We start from the raw sequence: 15,280 nt of genomic DNA, 5'->3' as shown, positions 1-15,280 counted from the left end.
GGCCGATGCCCGATAGAGGAGCCATGACGGTCCGCGACCAGGTCCAGACCGATGCCGCGCCCGCCGCGATCGGCGCATACAGCCAGGCGATCCGCGTGGGCGGATTCGTCTTCACCGCGGGGCAGGTCGGGGCCGACCCCTCCGACGGCGCGCTCGCGGATGGCGTCGCAGCCCAGGCCGATCGCGCCCTGCGCAACCTTGCCGCGGTCCTGGCAACGGCCGGATCGAGCCTCGACGAGGTGGTGAAGACCACCATCTTCCTGGCCGACATGGGTGACTTCCAGGCGGTCAACGAGGTGTATGCCAGTCACCTGTCGCCACCCTTCCCGGCACGATCCACGATCGCGGTCAAGGCGCTGCCAAAGGGCGCGCTGGTGGAGATCGAGATGATTGCGGTCGCCTCTGACGAGGAGCCGGCACGATCGTGATAGGGACTGCGGCGGTCGTCCTGGCCGCCGGACAGGGCACGCGCATGCGCTCCCGGCTACCGAAGGTGCTCCACCCGCTGGCCGGGCGACCGATGCTCGAGCATGTGCTCGCGTCGCTCGCGGAGGCTGGGATCGAGGAGCGGGTGGTCGTCGTCGGGCATGACGCGGACCAGGTCGAGGCGGCACTCGACGGCCGCGTGACGACCGTCCGACAGGAGCCGCAGAAGGGGACCGCCGATGCCGTGCGCATCGGCCTCGAGCAACTGGACCCCGGCACCCGGCAGGTGGTGGTGGCGATGGGAGACGCGCCCCTGGTGCCGGCGGCCCTCTTCGAGGAGCTCCTCTCGGTACGGGCCGCTGCGGACGCCTGCATCGCGCTCCTCGCCTCGAAGCCGGCCGACCCGAGCGGCTACGGCCGCATCCTGCGCGATGCCGACGGCTCGGTTCGGGCGATCGTGGAGGAGCAAGACGCCGACCCCGCGGTCCGGGAGCTGGGCGAGGTCAATGCCGGGAGCTACTGCTTCGACGCAGGATGGCTGCGGGCCAACATCAGCGCGGTGCCTGCCTCGCGCTCGGGGGAGCAGTACCTGACCGACCTGGTGGCCATGGCGGTCTCGAGCGGCGGCCACGTCGTGGTGGTCAGCTCGCCACGAGCGGAGCTCACGATGGGGATCAACGATCGGTCCGGGCTGGCCGCCGCCGAGCGGATCATGCGGAGCGAGATCGCCGAACGACACATGCGCAACGGGGTCACCATCGTCGATCCGTCGAGCACCTTCATCGACGTCGACGTCCAGATTGGCGAGGAAGCACGGATCGAGCCGTGGACCGTCCTGTCAGGCGCCACCTCGATCGGGCCGGAGGCTGTGATCGGTCCGCAATCGCAGGTCACCGACTCCCGGATCGGAGCGCGAACGGTGGTCTGGTCGAGCGTGGTCGAGTCGTCGGTGGTGGCCGAGGACGTGCAGATCGGGCCGTACAGCCACCTGCGGCCGGGGTGCGAGATCGGGCCCGGCTGCCGGATCGGCAACTTCGCCGAGCTCAAGATGACGCGCGTCGGGGCCGGCAGCCAGATCCACCACTTCAGCTACCTGGGCGATGCCGATCTGGGCGAGGCGGTGAATGTGGGCGCCGGGGCGATCACGGCGAACTTCGACGGGAGCGCAAAGCACCGCACCACGATCGGGGATGGGGCGTTCATCGGGGTCGACACCTTGCTGCGCGCGCCGGTGAGCATCGGGCCGGGCGCCCGCACCGGGGCCGGGGCGGTCGTGACCCGCGACGTGCCGGCCGGCGAGACGGTGGTCGGCATGCCGGCGCGGCGCATCGGCACGCGCCGGCGGAATCCGCATTCGGGAGGTTCGTCAGCGCGCGACGATGCCTGAGACAGCCGAAAGCGGAGCGACCGGCAACCCGATCCTTGATCTCGCCATCGTGATGGTGCTCATCCTGGTTGGCGGCTTCTTTGCGGCGAGCGAGATCGCACTGATCACGGTCAAGCGGCACCGCCTCAACCAGCTGGTCGGCGAGGGGAGCCGTGCGGCGCGGGTGGCTCAGCGCCTGACCGAGGACCCCAGCCGCTTCCTGGCCACCATCCAGATCGCGATCACCTTCCTCGGCTTTCTGGCCTCCGCGGTGGGTGCCGTGGCCCTCTCCGGGTCGCTTGCCAGCCTCGTGCGACTCATCCCGCTCGGGCCGATTCGCGACGCCGCCGGGAACATCAGCTTCGTGCTCGTCACGCTGCTCATCGCGCTCGCCTCGATCATCGTCGGCGAGCTGGTGCCCAAGACGCTCGCCCTCAGCTTCCCGGATCGCTTCGCCATCTTCGTCGCGCGCCCCATCGGCTGGTTCGATCGCCTCCTGCGACCGATGGTGTGGCTCGTCTCGACCGTCTCGAATGTCCTGGTCCGCGCGCTGGGCGGCAGGGATCGGCCGCAGGCGGGCTACCTCTCGACCGAGGAGCTGAAGATGCTGGTCGAGACCGGCAGCGAGCAGGGCGGCATCGAAGAGGAAGAGAAGGAGATGATCCACGGGGTCATCGAGTTGGCGGAGACGAAGGTTCACCAGGTGATGGTTCCGCGCATCGGCATCCGCGCGGTCGAGGTCCACGACCCGATCGACGAGGTGCTCGACATGATCGTCCGCGCCGGGCATTCGCGGGTGCCGGTCTACGAGGAGAACCTCGACAACATCGTCGGGATCCTCTACGCCAAGGATCTGCTGCCGTTCCTGCGGCCCGGCGCCGCGCCGTCATCCGAGATCGACGTCCGCGCGCTGGCGCGTCCCGCCGCCTACGTGCCGGAGACCAAGCCGGTCGACGAGCTGCTGCACGAGATGCGCGTTGACAAGCGACACATCGCGATCGTGGTGGACGAGTACGGCGGCACGGCCGGCCTGATCACCATGGAGGACGTGGTCGAGGAGATCGTGGGCGAGATCCAGGACGAGTACGACAGCGAGGAGTCGCTGGTCGAGGCGCTGGAGGAGGACGACAAGATCGCGTTCCGGGTCGACGGGCGGGTCAGCATGGACGACCTGCGCGACCTGTTCGAGCTCTCCGACACCGAGGAGGAGGACGAGGACGAATACGACACGGTCGGCGGGTACATCGTGCACCGCGTCGGCCGCATCCCGCTGCCGGGGGCGGTGGTGCCGTTCCGGGACGTGACGCTGACGGTCGAGACCGCCGAGCCGCGACGCATCGCCAAGGTGATCGCCACGCGCCCCCGCCAGCCGGAGTCAGCGATCGAGGAGCTGGCGGCCGCCGACGCCGATTAGGCGCTGATCATGCTCTCGACGAGCATGCGCAGGTCCTCGACGCGCTCCGCCGGCACCGGAAGCGATCGTGCCTCCACCAGCGCCAGGTCCCGGTAGCGGCGGGCCTCCTGCTCGGTGGCCTCCCGAGCGCCGGAGCGCTCCAGGATCTCCAGCACCTCCTCGGTCAGGCCCTCCGACATCGGCATGTCGCCGTCCGGTGGGCCGGAGCCATCCGTGGCCCGGATCACCGGCTGGTAGATCGCGATCAGGCGCGCCACGTCCTCCGCGGCTGCGTTCCGCATCGCCCACACCACCGGATAGGTCTTTTTGCGCTTGCGGATGTCGCCCGCCGCCGCCTTCCCCGAGTCGGCGCTGGCCCAGAAGCTGCCCTTCAGGTCATCGGCGATCTGGAAGGCCATGCCGAGATCGCGCCCGAGCCGATGGTAGGCATCGATGACGTCCTGGTCGTCGCTGGCCATCATCGCGCTGGTCTCGATTGAGGCGCCGATCAGGGCGGCGGTCTTCTTGGAGATCATCTCGAGGTATTCGTCGACGGTCACATCGGTGCGGCGCTCGAAGCTGATGTCCAGGTACTGGCCCTCGCACAGCGCCAGGCAGGTCTCGTCGTAGACGCGCATCACGTCGAGGAGCTTCTGCGGCTCGTACTCCTCCTCCTTCATCAGCCGATACAGAGCAAGGCGCGACAGCGCGAAGAGCGCATCCCCGGCGTTGATCGCGAGCGGCACGCCCCACAGCGCCCAGAGGGTTGGCCGGTGGCGTCGCTCGCGATCGGAATCCTCGATGTCGTCGTGGACCAGGCTGAAGTTGTGCCCGAGCTCGACCGCGGCGGCCGCGGGGAGCGCCTTGCGATACTCGCCGCCGAGGGACTTGAAGGCGAGCAGGCCCAGCAGCGGGCGCAGCCGCTTGCCGCGCGGCCCCTCCATCTGGTCGAGCCCGAGGTGGTAGCCAAGCATCTCGTACAGGGGACGGGCGCGCCCATCGTGCTCGCCGATGACGGAACGCATCTCCGTCTCGATCTCGACCAGCAGGTCGTTAAACTGGCTCATGGCGTCCACGCCCCAAGGGTACCCGAGGTCGATGCGCCGGTGAGCCGAGCCCGCCTCTACAAGACCGAGGCGATCGTGCTGCGCAGCATGGACCTCGGCGAGGCCGATCGAGTGCTGACGGTCCTGACGCCGCGCCTGGGCAAGCTGCGCGTGATCGCCAAGGGGATCCGCCGGCCACGCTCCCGGCTCGGCGGCGGACTGGAGCCGTTCAGCGACGTGCACCTGGTGCTGGCCGTGGGACGGACTTTCGACGTGGTCACCCAGGCCTCGCTCGAGGACCCGCACCTGGGCCTGCGTGACGACCTGCACTCGACCGCGGCGGCCTGGTACGTCGTGGAGCTGGCCGATCGCTTCTGCGAGGGATCGGCCGAATCGCACCAGGCCTTCGAGCTCCTGGCCCAGGCGCTGGCGGCGCTCGACGCCGCCCCTGCCGCGGTCTCGCGCGCGATCGTGGCGCGCTGGTTCGAGCTGCACCTGCTCGAGGCGATGGGCTTCCGGCCAGAGCTCGGGCAATGCCTCGATTGCGGCGTCGAGATCGAGCCAAACGGAAATGCCTACTCCCCGGTGGCAGGTGGGGTCGTCGGCCCCGAGTGCTCGCACGACGCGCTCGGGACGCAGCAGATCTCCGCGGCGGCCCTGAAGGTGATGCGTCACCTCCAGCGCTCCCCGCTGACAGAGGTGCTGCGGCTGCGTGTGCCGGGCGTCACGCAGCGCGAGGTCGAGCATCTCTTGCATGCGAGCGTGTCTGCCGTCCTCGAACGCGAGCTGCGCAGCCGCGATTTCCTCGACGAGGTCGCGCTGCGAGGGGTCGCTGCGCCGGCCTAGCCCTCCCCCGACCAGCCAGACGAGGCCACCCGCCCATGACCGAGCCGGGCGGGCGAGCTGATCGGCTGCGCTAGACTCGCCGGCATGCCCGCGCCGAACATGGAAGTCATCGTCAGTCTCGCCAAGCGCCGCGGGTTCGTCTTCCCGTCGAGCGAGATCTATGGCGGGATGGGTGGCTTCTGGGACTACGGACCGCTCGGCGTCGAGCTCAAGAACAATGTCAAGGCGGCCTGGTGGCGGCACATGGTCCAGCTGCGTGACGACATCGTGGGGCTCGACGCGGCGATCGTGATGAACCCGCGGGTGTGGGAGGTCTCCGGTCACGTCGCCGGCTTCAGCGACCCCATGGTGGACTGCCGCAACTGCAAGCTCCGCTTCCGCGCTGACGATCTCAAGGGGCCGCCCTTGGAGATCGCCTGCCCCAACTGCGGCAACCGTGGCACCCTGACCGAGGCGCGCCAGTTCAACCTGATGTTCCAGACCCACGTCGGCCCGCTCGAGGAGTCGGCATCGGTCGCCTACCTGCGCCCGGAGACGGCCCAGGGGATCTTCGTCAACTTCGCGAACGTGGCCACCACCGCGCGCAGGAAGCTGCCGTTCGGGATCGCCCAGATCGGGAAAAGCTTCCGCAACGAGATCACACCCGGCAACTTCATCTTCCGCGACCGCGAGTTCGAGCAGATGGAGATGGAGTTCTTCGTCCATCCCTCGCAGGAGGACGAGTGGTTCGCCTACTGGGTCGAGGAGCGCCTGCGCTGGTGGACCGATGCGATGGGGGTCGGTGCCGACCGTCTCCGGCTGCGGCCGCACGATCCGGACGAGCTGTCGCACTACAGCCGCCAGACGACCGACATCGAATACGCATTCCCGATGGGCTGGTCCGAGCTGGAGGGGGTCGCCGACCGGACCGACTACGACCTCAAGGCGCACGCCGCGGCGTCCGGCAAGTCGCTGTCCATCTTCGACGAGGCGAGCGGCGAGCACGTCACGCCGTACGTGATCGAGCCGGCGATGGGGGTGGATCGTGCGCTGCTCACCGTCCTGCTCGACGGCTACGAGGAGCAGCAGGTCGAGGGCGAGAAGCGGGTGGTGCTGCACCTTCGCCCGTCGCTGGCGCCGATCAGGGTCGCGGTCATGCCGCTCCTCCGCAACCGGCCCGAGCTGGTCGAGCTGGGACAGCGCCTGGCCGGCGACCTGAAGCTGCGCATGCCCGCCACCTACGACGACACCGCCAGCATCGGCAAGCTGTATCGCCGCCAGGACGAGATCGGCACGCCGTTCTGCGTGACGGTCGACGTGGAGACCCTTGCCGACGGCGCCGCGACCATCCGCGAGCGCGATTCGATGACGCAGCAGCGGGTGGTGATGAGTGCCCTTCCGGAGCGCCTTGCATCCCTGGTGGCCGGCGCTGCCTGGCAGGGTACCGAGCGTGGGCCCGCGGCCGCAGACTGAGCCGATGGGAACCGGGTCGCAAGGATCGCGGATCCAGCTCGAGGCCGCACAGCGCGCCTTCGACGATCTGTTCCGGCACGACGCTGGTGCGGCGCTGGCGGGCTGCTTCGCGGACGACGCACAGCTCCTTTGGCCGGAGCAGCCGGCGATCGCCGGGCCCGAGGCGATCGGCGAGGCGTTCGCCGAGTTCGTGGCGGGGTTCGAGACAATCTCGTTCGAGCCGATGTATGACCTGGTTGCAGTCGAGGGGCCCCTCGCGGCCGTCGTCGGCTCGTTCATCGAGACGCGTCGGTCGCGCCGGGAGCACCTTGTCGAGCGGGTCTACGGGCGACTGGCGTACACGTGGCGCCTGGATGCGGGCAAGTGGCGCGTCATGCGGCTGATGACATCGCGCTACGCCCCGACGGAAGTCGTGGTCGAGTGAACGGGGAATCGCCTCCCTCCGTCCTAGATCAGCAGGAGATCGTCCGTAGCGCCGACGCCGTCCTGGCCGAGCGGCCGGGCGACGACGCGGCGCACGAGGCACGGGCACGGGCCCTGCTTGCGCTCGGCCGGCTCGAGGAGGCGGAGGCCGACGCCATGGACGCGGTCCGTCTCGACCCCGACGAGGTCCGCTACCGCGAGCTGCTGGCCGAGATCCAGTCCCAGCGGGGAGAGCATGCGGACGCGGCGGCCGAATACGCCCGCCTGGCACGCCGCGACCCCCGCCAGGTGGCCTGGACGGTGGCGGAGGCAGCCGAGCGGATCGAGGCGGCCGAGGCGGGAAAGGGAGTGGAGGCGGCGCGTCGCGCCGTCCGCCTCGATCCTGGCAACTTCGACGCCCAGCTCGCCCTGGCCCGCGGCCTGATTCACCTCGGCGATGCCGCGGCAGCACTCCCGGCAGCAACGCGCGCAGCCGACCTGCGGCCCGGGGACGCCACCGCGCGAGAGGCAGTGGCCGATGCCCTGTGGCTGGCCGCGCGTGAGTCGGCTGCCTTCGGCGAATTCCGCGCCCTGGCCGATGAGCTCTCTGGCCGCGACCGAGGGCGGATCATCGCCAAGGCCAGATCTCTCTACCGGCCTCGAGCCGGCTGGCTCGGCCGCCTGCTGGCCTTGTCGACCGGTGTCTTTGCGTTCGCCCTGCGACGCGGCTGGCTGCGGGTGCGATGAAGGTCGGCGATCTGCGCGAGCGACTGGCCGCCGCGATGGCCAGCGCGATGCGACGCTCCGAGCCTGAGGCGGTGGCGCTGACCGCGGATCGGGCCAAGGCGATGGCGGTCGCGATGGCTGGCATGGATCCGTCGGCCGAGGTCGACCCCGAGGCGCTGGTGGTTGGCACGCGGCAGGTGGCGATCATCCTCGGCTTCCACCCTGAGCACGTGCGGCGCCTGATTCGGACGGGACGCCTGCGCGCGACCGTCGTTGGCGGAGACTACCGGGTTCTGGTCTCCGATCTCTGGCCGCTGCTGGAGGTTCGCTACCGGCAGCCGGGCCGTCGGCGGCTCTCGGGTCGCAGACCCGGCTGAGACCCGCGGGTGACCGGCAGATCGATCCCGCCGGGTAGAATCAGCCCCCCGCGATCCCCATATGGAGGAGCCTCGAGCGCCGCATGGCCACGACCGCCACGAAGCTGATCTACACCTTCCGCGAGGGGAACGCCGGGATGCGCGCGCTGCTTGGCGGCAAGGGTGCCGGTCTGGCCGAGATGACGAATACCGGACTCCCGGTCCCGCCCGGATTCACGATCACCACCGAGGCCTGCAACGCGTACTACGCGGCTGGCAAGGAGCTCCCGCCCGGCCTGTGGGACGACGTCCTGGGGCACATGAACGCCCTCGAGGAGGAGACCGGCAAGCGGTTCGGGGACCCGGCCAACCCGCTGCTGGTGAGCGTCCGATCGGGGGCGGCCTTCAGCATGCCCGGCATGATGGACACGGTCCTCAACCTGGGGCTCAATCCCGACACGGTCGCCGGTCTGATCGCTCTGACCGGCAACGAGCGCTTCGGCTATGACGCGTGGCGCCGGTTCATCGCGATGTTCGGGCGCATCGTGCTCGAGATCCCGGCCACCGTCTTTGACGAGCCGTTCGACGCGCTCAAGGAGCGTCGTGGCGCGAAGCTCGATACCGACCTGACTGCTGACGACCTTCGCGAGGCGGCCGACGAATATCGGGCCATCGTGCGGACGGCCACCGGCGAGGAGTTTCCGACCGACCCGTACCGTCAGCTGGAACTGGCCACTCGCGCCGTCTTCGACAGCTGGTTCGGCAAGCGCGCCCACGACTACCGGGAGTTCAACAAGATCCCGCACGACCTCGGGACCGCGGTGAATATCGTGACCATGGTCTTCGGCAACATGGGCGCCGATTCGGGCACCGGCGTCGCATTCACGCGAGACCCGAACACCGGGGAGCGCGTCCTGTACGGGGAGTACCTCACCAACGCCCAGGGCGAGGACGTGGTGGCTGGGGTTCGCACGCCCGCCAAGATCAGCCAGATGCGCGACGAGCTGCCGCTGGTGTACGAGCAGTTCACGGAGATCGGGGAGCGGCTGGAGCGTCATTACCGCGACGTCCAGGATCTCGAGTTCACGATCGAGCGCGGCAAGCTGTACATGCTCCAGACGCGATCGGCGAAGCGCACCGCCCCCGCCGCGGTGAAGATCGCGGTCGACATGGTGGGTGAGGGGATCCTGACTCGCGAGGAGGCGCTCGGGCGCGTCGAGCCGGCGCAGATCGTGCAGCTCCTGCTGCCTCGCTTCGACGAGGCGGCCAAGGCCATGGCCTCGGACCGGTTCCTGGCCAAGGGGCTCAACGCCTCGCCCGGTGCAGCAACGGGGCAGGCGATCTTCGACCCGGATCGGGCCGAGGAGGCAAAGGCGGCCGGCCACCCGGTGATCCTGGTCCGGATCGAGACCAGCCCCGACGACGTGCACGGGATGCTGGCGGCTCGTGGCGTGCTCACGGCGCGGGGTGGGGCGACCAGCCACGCGGCGGTCGTTGCGCGCAGCATGGGGCTGCCCTGCGTCGCCGGCGCCGAGTCGCTCCATATCGACTATGCGAAGCGCACGATGGAGGCCGGGGGCAGCACCGTTCGCGAGGGGGAGATGATCAGCATCGACGGCACCACCGGCGAGATCTACGCCGGCGAGCTGCCGACAATCGAGGCGCGCTTCGAGGACGAGCACGACCTGGCGACCCTGCTTGGCTGGGCCGATGCGGTCCGACGCCTGCAGGTGTGGGCCAATGCCGACTACCCGCGGGATGCCGAGCGAGCGCGGGCGTTCGGGGCGCAGGGGATCGGCCTTTGCCGCACCGAGCACATGTTCTTCGAGGAGGAGCGGCTGCCCACGGTGCGCCGCATGATCCTTGCCGCCACCCGAGCGACCGAGGCCAAGCGACGACTGGGAGGGGGGCACGAGCTCTCCCCGGACGATGCCGAAACCGTCGCCATCTTCGACGGCGCCTTAGCGGAGCTTCAACAGCTCCAGACCGATGACTTCGCGGGCCTCTTCCGTGCGATGGATGGGCTGCCGGTCGTCATCCGGCTGATCGACCCGCCGCTCCACGAGTTCCTGCCCAGCCACGATGAGCTGCTGGCCAAGGTGACCCGGCTCCGGACCGTGATCGAGCTGACTTCCGCATCAGAGCTGCCGGAGGGAATCGAGGCCGAGCTGGCTGAGGCCGATGAGCTCCTGTCGGCGGTCGAGGCGATGCGCGAGCAGAACCCGATGCTCGGCATGCGCGGCTGCCGGCTGGGGCTGATGATCCCCGACATCGTCAAGATGCAGACCCGCGCCATCCTGGCCGCGGCGGCTCGCGTGGCGGGGGAGGGGAAGACCCCGCTGCCGGAGATCATGATCCCCCTGGTCGGCCACGTGAACGAGCTCGCCGAAACGAGGCGCGTGCTCGAGGCCGAGGTGGCCAAGATCGTTGCCGAGAGCGGTCAGCAGGTCCACTACAAGTTCGGGACGATGATCGAGGTTCCGCGCGGGGCGCTGACCGCCGACCAGATCGCCGAGCACGCCGAGTTCTTCAGCTTCGGCACCAACGACCTCACCCAGATGACGTATGGCTACTCCCGCGACGACGCAGAGGGGAAGTTCCTGCTGCAGTACGTCGAGCGCAAGATCCTGCCCGAGAACCCGTTCCAGGTCCTGGACCGCGAGGGTGTCGGTCAGCTCGTGCGATTGGCGACCGAGCGGGGCCGTGCGACGCGTCCGGGGCTCGAGGTTGGGATCTGCGGGGAGCATGGCGGCGATCCGGCCAGCATCGCCTTCTGCCACGAAGTCGGGCTCGACTACGTTTCGTGCTCGCCATTCCGGGTGCCAGTTGCGCGTCTCGCCGCCGCCCAGGCAGCCCTCGCTTCAGCCGAGGTCCGCGACCGCTAGCCCAAGGACTTCGGCCTACGGCGACGCGGAGGGCGACGCGCTCGGCGGGGCGGAGGGCGACGCGCTCGGCGAGGTGGAGGGCGACGCCGAGGTGGACGGCGACGCCGAGGTGGACGGCGACACGCTCGGCACCGGCGTCTCGGGCGGAGTCGCGGTTGGCTGGGCCGTCGGGAATGGGGTCGGGATGAATGTCCAATACGGGAAAGGGGTCGACGAGGGGTCCGGAACTGCCGTCGGACCCGGCGTGCCCAGCGGAGTCAGCGTCTCCTGGGGCGGCGCGGTCGTGGGCTCAGGGCTCGGCTGTGGCGTCGCGGTCTCCGCCAGCACATTCTGGTCTGGAGTGGGACTTGTGTTTGCGACCTGGCCGTTTGGATGCGATACCCCAATCAGTTGGGAGACGCCCACGCCCAGGATCGCCGCGCTGAACAGGACCGCGGTGGCCCCCACGAGCCGCCCTGCCATTGCCAGTCGCCCGCGTTCGCGGCCCATCGGCTCGCCGGGGATGCTCGCCATGGCGGGGTTGACGTTCGCGAGCTCATCGAGCGCGGCCATCGACTGTTGGCATTCTGCGCAGACCGACGCGTGCACCGCAACGTCCCGAGGTGGATCACCATCCGCTCCTGCGGTGAGCCAGTCGTGGAAGCGCCCATGTGCCTCTTTCATCGGGACGCGTCGCTCGTCGAGAAGGCGCGTTTCGCGACGCGCTGCACGCGACTGGCGAGCTCGCCGGTAGGCTCATCCAGAGCCGCATCGGCCTCATCGTCGGAGGCGCGGGTGGCGTATCGCAGGTATCGATTTCGTGCCCCAGCGACCGCATGCCGCGTCGTGGCCGGCGCCGCATCCAGGATCGTCTCGACGTCGATCGGGTCGAACCGCTCGATCGCCGATGCCACGAGAGCAGCCCGGGCGTTGACGCTGAGGGCGGCCAGCCCCCGATATACGACCTCATCCAGGCCCAGGGGGGCTAGCGCCGTGCGACGCGCCTCGAGCGAGGTCGATCGTGTGACCGATCGCCGCTGCGACAGGCCCCGCAAGACTCGTGCGCGGAGCCAGGCAGCAGCCCGCTCCGGGTGGCGCAGGGCGGCGGCCTGCTCGGCCCCCGCGGCGAGTGCGAAGCCGGCGGCGCGCTCGGCGGGTTGCCGATCGCCGAGCGTGACGAGGATGGCGAAGCCGTGCAGCCGTGCCCCGTGCAGCTCACGGAAGGCGGCCGCCAGCAGCGCGTCATCTTGCGCGGGCGCAGGCTGAAAAGTGGCCGTCGGACTCCTCCCTGGCGTGTCGGCTCGGACCAGCGACTGCAAAGTGTATTCCCTCCGAGCAACCCTGATCATCGACGGGCCAGGCAGCAGCCGAAACTTGACTTCGTGGTAAAATACCGGCATCCCTCTTGACAAGCCCTTGACAAAGCGCCGCACGGCGTGGGGTGCATCTTTCGCATGACCTCTTCCGGCATTGCTGCCGAGATCAAATCCAAGCTTCCGGTGATCGACGTGGTCGGGGAGACCGTCGCCCTCAAGCGGGCGGGCTCTGCCTACAAGGGGCTCTGCCCGTTCCACGCCGAGAAGACTCCATCCTTCATCGTCACTCCCGATCGCGAGAGCTGGCGCTGCTTCGGCTGCGGCGAGGGCGGTGACATCTTCACCTTCCTGATGCGACGGGACGGAATCGACTTCCGGGAGGCGCTCTCCCGCCTCGCCGAGAAGGCGGGTGTCGAGCTGTCGGCGCAGACGGCGAAGGAAGACCGACATCGGCGTCGCCTGCGCGAAGCGCTCGAGGCGGCCATCGCGTGGTACCGCGAAGTGCTGCTCCAGGCGACCCAGGCCGAGAAGGCTCGCGCCTACCTCGACGAGCGCGGCCTCACCGCCGAAACGCTCGAGCGTTTCGGGATCGGCTATGCGCCAACCAGCTGGGATGCGCTGACGCGCCGGCTCATCGGTCGCGGCTTCACCAATGACGAGCTCCTCGCCGCCGGGCTCGCCTCGCCCTCGAGCCGTGGCGGCGTGATCGACAAGTTTCGTGGCCGGATCATCATCCCGATCCGCGATGCCTCAGGCCGGGCGGTTGGCCTTGGCGGCCGGGTCATGCCGGGCGCGGAGGGTCCGAAGTACCTGAATTCGCCGGCCGGCCCGCTGTTCGACAAGAGCCGGACGCTGTACGGCCTCGACCTTGCCAAGGCCGCGATCAGGCGCGAGAAGCTCACGGTGATCGTCGAGGGCTACACCGATGTCATGGCAGCACACCAGGCCGGCTTCGCCAACGTGGTGGCCAGCCTCGGCACGGCGCTGACGAGGGGCCAGATCGAGCTGGCGACGCGCTACGCAGACGGGATCGCACTCGCCTACGACGTCGACCTCGCCGGCGAGGCAGCCACGCAGCGCGGGCTGCTCGAGGAACTTGGACCCGATCAGAGTGTTTCCAAGATCCGCGTCGTGCGCATTCCGGCGGGGAAGGATCCTGACGAGTTGATCAGAACTGATCCCGAGGCGTGGCGTACTGCGGTCGCCGACGCCAAGGAGCTGGTCGAATACTTCATGGAGCGGATGACACGGGAGGTCGGCCTCGACAGCGTAGCCGGGAAGCGCGAGGTCACAGGGCGGGTGCTAGCCGTCCTACAACGGGTGGGAGACCCAGTCGAAAAGCGGGGATACCTCCAGCGGCTGGCCCGCCTTGTCAACGTGGACGAGAGTGTCCTGCTGGAGGCGCTCGCGCGCGAGCCGATCCGCCGCGCCCCGCGCCTCGCCCCGCTGCCGGTGGGTCCGGGTACCGCGACTCCCGCCGTGGGGGGGCTCGGACCGCTCGAGCGCGAGGCGTTGAGCCTCCTGCTCCGATATCCGGCGCTGACGGCCGAGCTTCCCTCCGAGGGCCCGCTTCCATTCCGGGATGCCGCGACCGGCGCCCTGGTTACCGCCTGGCGCGAACGCGTGGCGCAGGGCGACGCGACGGCGGCGGACCTGGAGACCTTCGTCGGCAGCCTCGATCCCGTGACCGCGGGCCTCGCCCGCGACCTGCTGGCCAACCTGGCGGCCAACGGAAATGGCGCACAGCTCGATCCGGGCGAGGCGCGTGCCCAACTCCGTACCTGTCTATTGCGGCTCCGCGCGACGCGCATCGAGGAGGCGATCCACGACGGGCAGCTCCTGCTCGCGGAAGCGCAGCGCGACGAGGACGGGACCCAGCTCGAGTTACTCAAGCAACAAATCAACAAGCTCGGCCGCGAAAAGGCCGATCTCAACAGGGAAATGGAATCACCGGCCCAGGCGGTCGGCGCGAGGAGGGACTGATCGTGGCGAAGACCATCACCAAGGAGCCGGCCAAGGGGACCGCCGTCGTCCGCGCCCCGAAGCCAGCGCGCAAGGCGACCGCGGCCGTCGTCCCGAAGCCGGCGCGTAAGGCGGCCACTGTCGTCGACGCCCCGAAGCCAGCGCGCAAGGCGACCGCGGCCGTCGAAACGCCGAAGCTCGCCCGCAAGGCGACATCGGTCGTCGAAACGCCGAAGCTCGCCCGCAAGGCAGCCGCAGTCGTCGAAACGCCGAAGCTCGCCCGCAAGGCAGCCGCTGCCACCGAGGCGCCGAAGGCCGCGGCCAAGGCACCGCGCGGCAGCAAGGTCAAAGCCGCCTCGAAGACCAGCGCGGAGCAGGGCAAGGGGATGGGCGCAGCCCTCGAGAACCTGCTCGCCAAGGGTCGTGACGAGGGGTTCATCACCCACGACCAGATCCTGCACTCGATGCCACAGCCCGAGGCGAATCCCGACGCGATCGAAGAGCTGTATGCGGCCGCTGAGGAGAGCGGGGTTGAGGTTCTCGACGCTGACAACAACCCGACCCTGATCGCCGAGGCCGGCCTCGACGCCGATGAGGCGGCCGCGGTGATCAAGCGCGAGGGGATCGACGAGGACGTGGACGCGCTCGCGGCCGACCTGATCGGCATCGACGACCCGGTCCGCATGTACCTCAAGGAGATCGGTAAGGTCGCCCTGCTGACTGCCGAAGAGGAGGTCGTCCTGGCCAAGGCCATCGAGCTGGGCGAGCTGGCGGTCGAGGACCCGGCCCGAGCGCTGGTCAACCTGTATACCTGGGTCAGCTCCAACTCCGAGCCGAAGGCACGCAGCATGGCTGCCATGCGCGCCTTCGATCTGCCCAAGGAATCGGCCCGCGTGACGCGCGACGCGGTCGACTGGTGGCTCGTCCGCAAGGAGACGGTGACGCCGCCCAGCGTCAAGTTCTCCAAGGCGCGTCGGGCGCCCGACCTCGACGACGAGGCACGCGAGCGGATCATGCGTGCCGAGTCGATCATGAAGCTGATCGGCGAGGACCCCGGCGAGGCGCTGAAGCAGGCGATCCTGTTCGGCCATACCTATCGCCAGCGCGCCCTCGAACATGCCGGTG

At 69.4% G+C, this 15,280-nt stretch carries 13 protein-coding genes and 1 pseudogene; 11 read left to right on the top strand and 3 right to left on the bottom strand.

Annotated elements, in window-relative coordinates; all coding sequences use genetic code 11:
- The first annotated feature begins 23 nt into the window (after positions 1–23).
- Genes WEB29_07320 through WEB29_07310 form a run of 3 tightly spaced genes read left to right on the top strand, consistent with a single transcriptional unit; the run spans position 24 to position 3,206 of the window.
- The gene (locus WEB29_07320) at positions 24–428 is read left to right on the top strand and encodes a Rid family detoxifying hydrolase (GenBank protein MEX2136749.1); all 405 of its coding nucleotides are present in this window, start codon (positions 24–26) and stop codon (positions 426–428) included.
- Positions 425–1,813, top strand: a complete 1,389-nt coding sequence (gene glmU, locus WEB29_07315; GenBank protein MEX2136748.1) for a bifunctional UDP-N-acetylglucosamine diphosphorylase/glucosamine-1-phosphate N-acetyltransferase GlmU — start codon at positions 425–427, stop codon at positions 1,811–1,813. Before WEB29_07320 ends, glmU begins: the two co-directional genes overlap by 4 nt.
- Complete coding sequence (locus WEB29_07310) at positions 1,806–3,206, top strand: hemolysin family protein (protein MEX2136747.1); 1,401 nt, start codon at positions 1,806–1,808, stop codon at positions 3,204–3,206. Before glmU ends, WEB29_07310 begins: the two co-directional genes overlap by 8 nt.
- Here the strand turns inward: WEB29_07310 and WEB29_07305 are convergent.
- Entirely contained in the window at positions 3,203–4,252 is a 1,050-nt protein-coding gene (locus WEB29_07305; GenBank protein MEX2136746.1) for a polyprenyl synthetase family protein, read from the bottom strand. The two genes, WEB29_07310 and WEB29_07305, sit on opposite strands and share 4 nt — an antisense overlap.
- 39 nt (positions 4,253–4,291) lie before the next feature.
- Between WEB29_07305 and recO the strand changes: the two genes are divergently transcribed.
- The 6 genes from recO (at position 4,292) to ppdK (ending at position 10,898) form a co-directional block, all read left to right on the top strand.
- Positions 4,292–5,077 carry a DNA repair protein RecO gene (recO, locus tag WEB29_07300; protein ID MEX2136745.1) on the top strand — a complete coding sequence of 262 codons (786 nt, stop codon included), beginning with the start codon at positions 4,292–4,294 and terminating at the stop codon, positions 5,075–5,077.
- A gap of 84 nt (positions 5,078–5,161) precedes the next feature.
- Positions 5,162–6,529, top strand: coding sequence for a glycine--tRNA ligase (locus WEB29_07295; GenBank protein MEX2136744.1), 1,368 nt, complete (start codon positions 5,162–5,164; stop codon positions 6,527–6,529).
- A 4-nt stretch (positions 6,530–6,533) separates the two neighbouring features.
- Positions 6,534–6,953 carry a nuclear transport factor 2 family protein gene (locus tag WEB29_07290; protein ID MEX2136743.1) on the top strand — a complete coding sequence of 140 codons (420 nt, stop codon included), beginning with the start codon at positions 6,534–6,536 and terminating at the stop codon, positions 6,951–6,953.
- A complete protein-coding gene (locus tag WEB29_07285) occupies positions 6,950–7,678 on the top strand; it encodes a tetratricopeptide repeat protein (GenBank protein ID MEX2136742.1) in 729 nt (242 codons plus the stop codon). The genes WEB29_07290 and WEB29_07285 overlap by 4 nt, the downstream gene beginning before the upstream one ends.
- A complete protein-coding gene (locus WEB29_07280) occupies positions 7,675–8,034 on the top strand; it encodes a helix-turn-helix domain-containing protein (GenBank protein MEX2136741.1) in 360 nt (119 codons plus the stop codon). Before WEB29_07285 ends, WEB29_07280 begins: the two co-directional genes overlap by 4 nt.
- Before the next feature lie 83 nt (positions 8,035–8,117).
- Positions 8,118–10,898 carry a pyruvate, phosphate dikinase gene (gene ppdK / locus WEB29_07275; protein ID MEX2136740.1) on the top strand — a complete coding sequence of 927 codons (2,781 nt, stop codon included), beginning with the start codon at positions 8,118–8,120 and terminating at the stop codon, positions 10,896–10,898.
- Between the two features lie 15 nt (positions 10,899–10,913).
- Here ppdK and WEB29_07270 read toward each other — a convergent pair whose 3' ends face one another.
- Both WEB29_07270 and WEB29_07265 read right to left on the bottom strand, forming a co-directional pair.
- Entirely contained in the window at positions 10,914–11,450 is a 537-nt protein-coding gene (locus tag WEB29_07270; GenBank protein ID MEX2136739.1) for a hypothetical protein, read from the bottom strand.
- Between the two features lie 107 nt (positions 11,451–11,557).
- Positions 11,558–12,196, bottom strand: coding sequence for a hypothetical protein (locus tag WEB29_07265; GenBank protein MEX2136738.1), 639 nt, complete (start codon positions 12,194–12,196; stop codon positions 11,558–11,560).
- Between the two features lie 135 nt (positions 12,197–12,331).
- Between WEB29_07265 and dnaG the strand changes: the two genes are divergently transcribed.
- On the top strand, positions 12,332–14,176 hold the full coding sequence (gene dnaG, locus WEB29_07260; protein MEX2136737.1) for a DNA primase: 1,845 nt from the start codon (positions 12,332–12,334) through the stop codon (positions 14,174–14,176).
- A 365-nt stretch (positions 14,177–14,541) separates the two neighbouring features.
- Positions 14,542–14,910 (top strand): annotated as a pseudogene (locus tag WEB29_07255) (sigma-70 factor domain-containing protein).
- Positions 14,911–15,280 lie beyond the last annotated feature (370 nt).

This window comes from Chloroflexota bacterium, from assembly GCA_040902225.1.
Lineage (GTDB): Bacteria > Chloroflexota > Limnocylindria > QHBO01 > QHBO01 > CF-167.
Note: the sequence above shows the minus strand (reverse complement) of the source record. Positions and strands in the feature narration are given on the sequence as shown.

What these genes read in the sequence shown, in the direction of transcription:
- WEB29_07320 (MEX2136749.1), top strand. Translation starts at nt 24, where the DNA reads ATGACGGTCCGCGACCAGGTCCAGACCGATGCCGCGCCCGCCGCGATC.
- WEB29_07310 (MEX2136747.1), top strand. Translation starts at nt 1,806, where the DNA reads ATGCCTGAGACAGCCGAAAGCGGAGCGACCGGCAACCCGATCCTTGAT.
- WEB29_07305 (MEX2136746.1), bottom strand. Translation starts at nt 4,252, where the DNA reads ATGAGCCAGTTTAACGACCTGCTGGTCGAGATCGAGACGGAGATGCGT.
- WEB29_07295 (MEX2136744.1), top strand. Translation starts at nt 5,162, where the DNA reads ATGCCCGCGCCGAACATGGAAGTCATCGTCAGTCTCGCCAAGCGCCGC.
- WEB29_07290 (MEX2136743.1), top strand. Translation starts at nt 6,534, where the DNA reads ATGGGAACCGGGTCGCAAGGATCGCGGATCCAGCTCGAGGCCGCACAG.
- WEB29_07280 (MEX2136741.1), top strand. Translation starts at nt 7,675, where the DNA reads ATGAAGGTCGGCGATCTGCGCGAGCGACTGGCCGCCGCGATGGCCAGC.
- ppdK (MEX2136740.1), top strand. Translation starts at nt 8,118, where the DNA reads ATGGCCACGACCGCCACGAAGCTGATCTACACCTTCCGCGAGGGGAAC.
- WEB29_07270 (MEX2136739.1), bottom strand. Translation starts at nt 11,450, where the DNA reads ATGGCCGCGCTCGATGAGCTCGCGAACGTCAACCCCGCCATGGCGAGC.
- dnaG (MEX2136737.1), top strand. Translation starts at nt 12,332, where the DNA reads ATGACCTCTTCCGGCATTGCTGCCGAGATCAAATCCAAGCTTCCGGTG.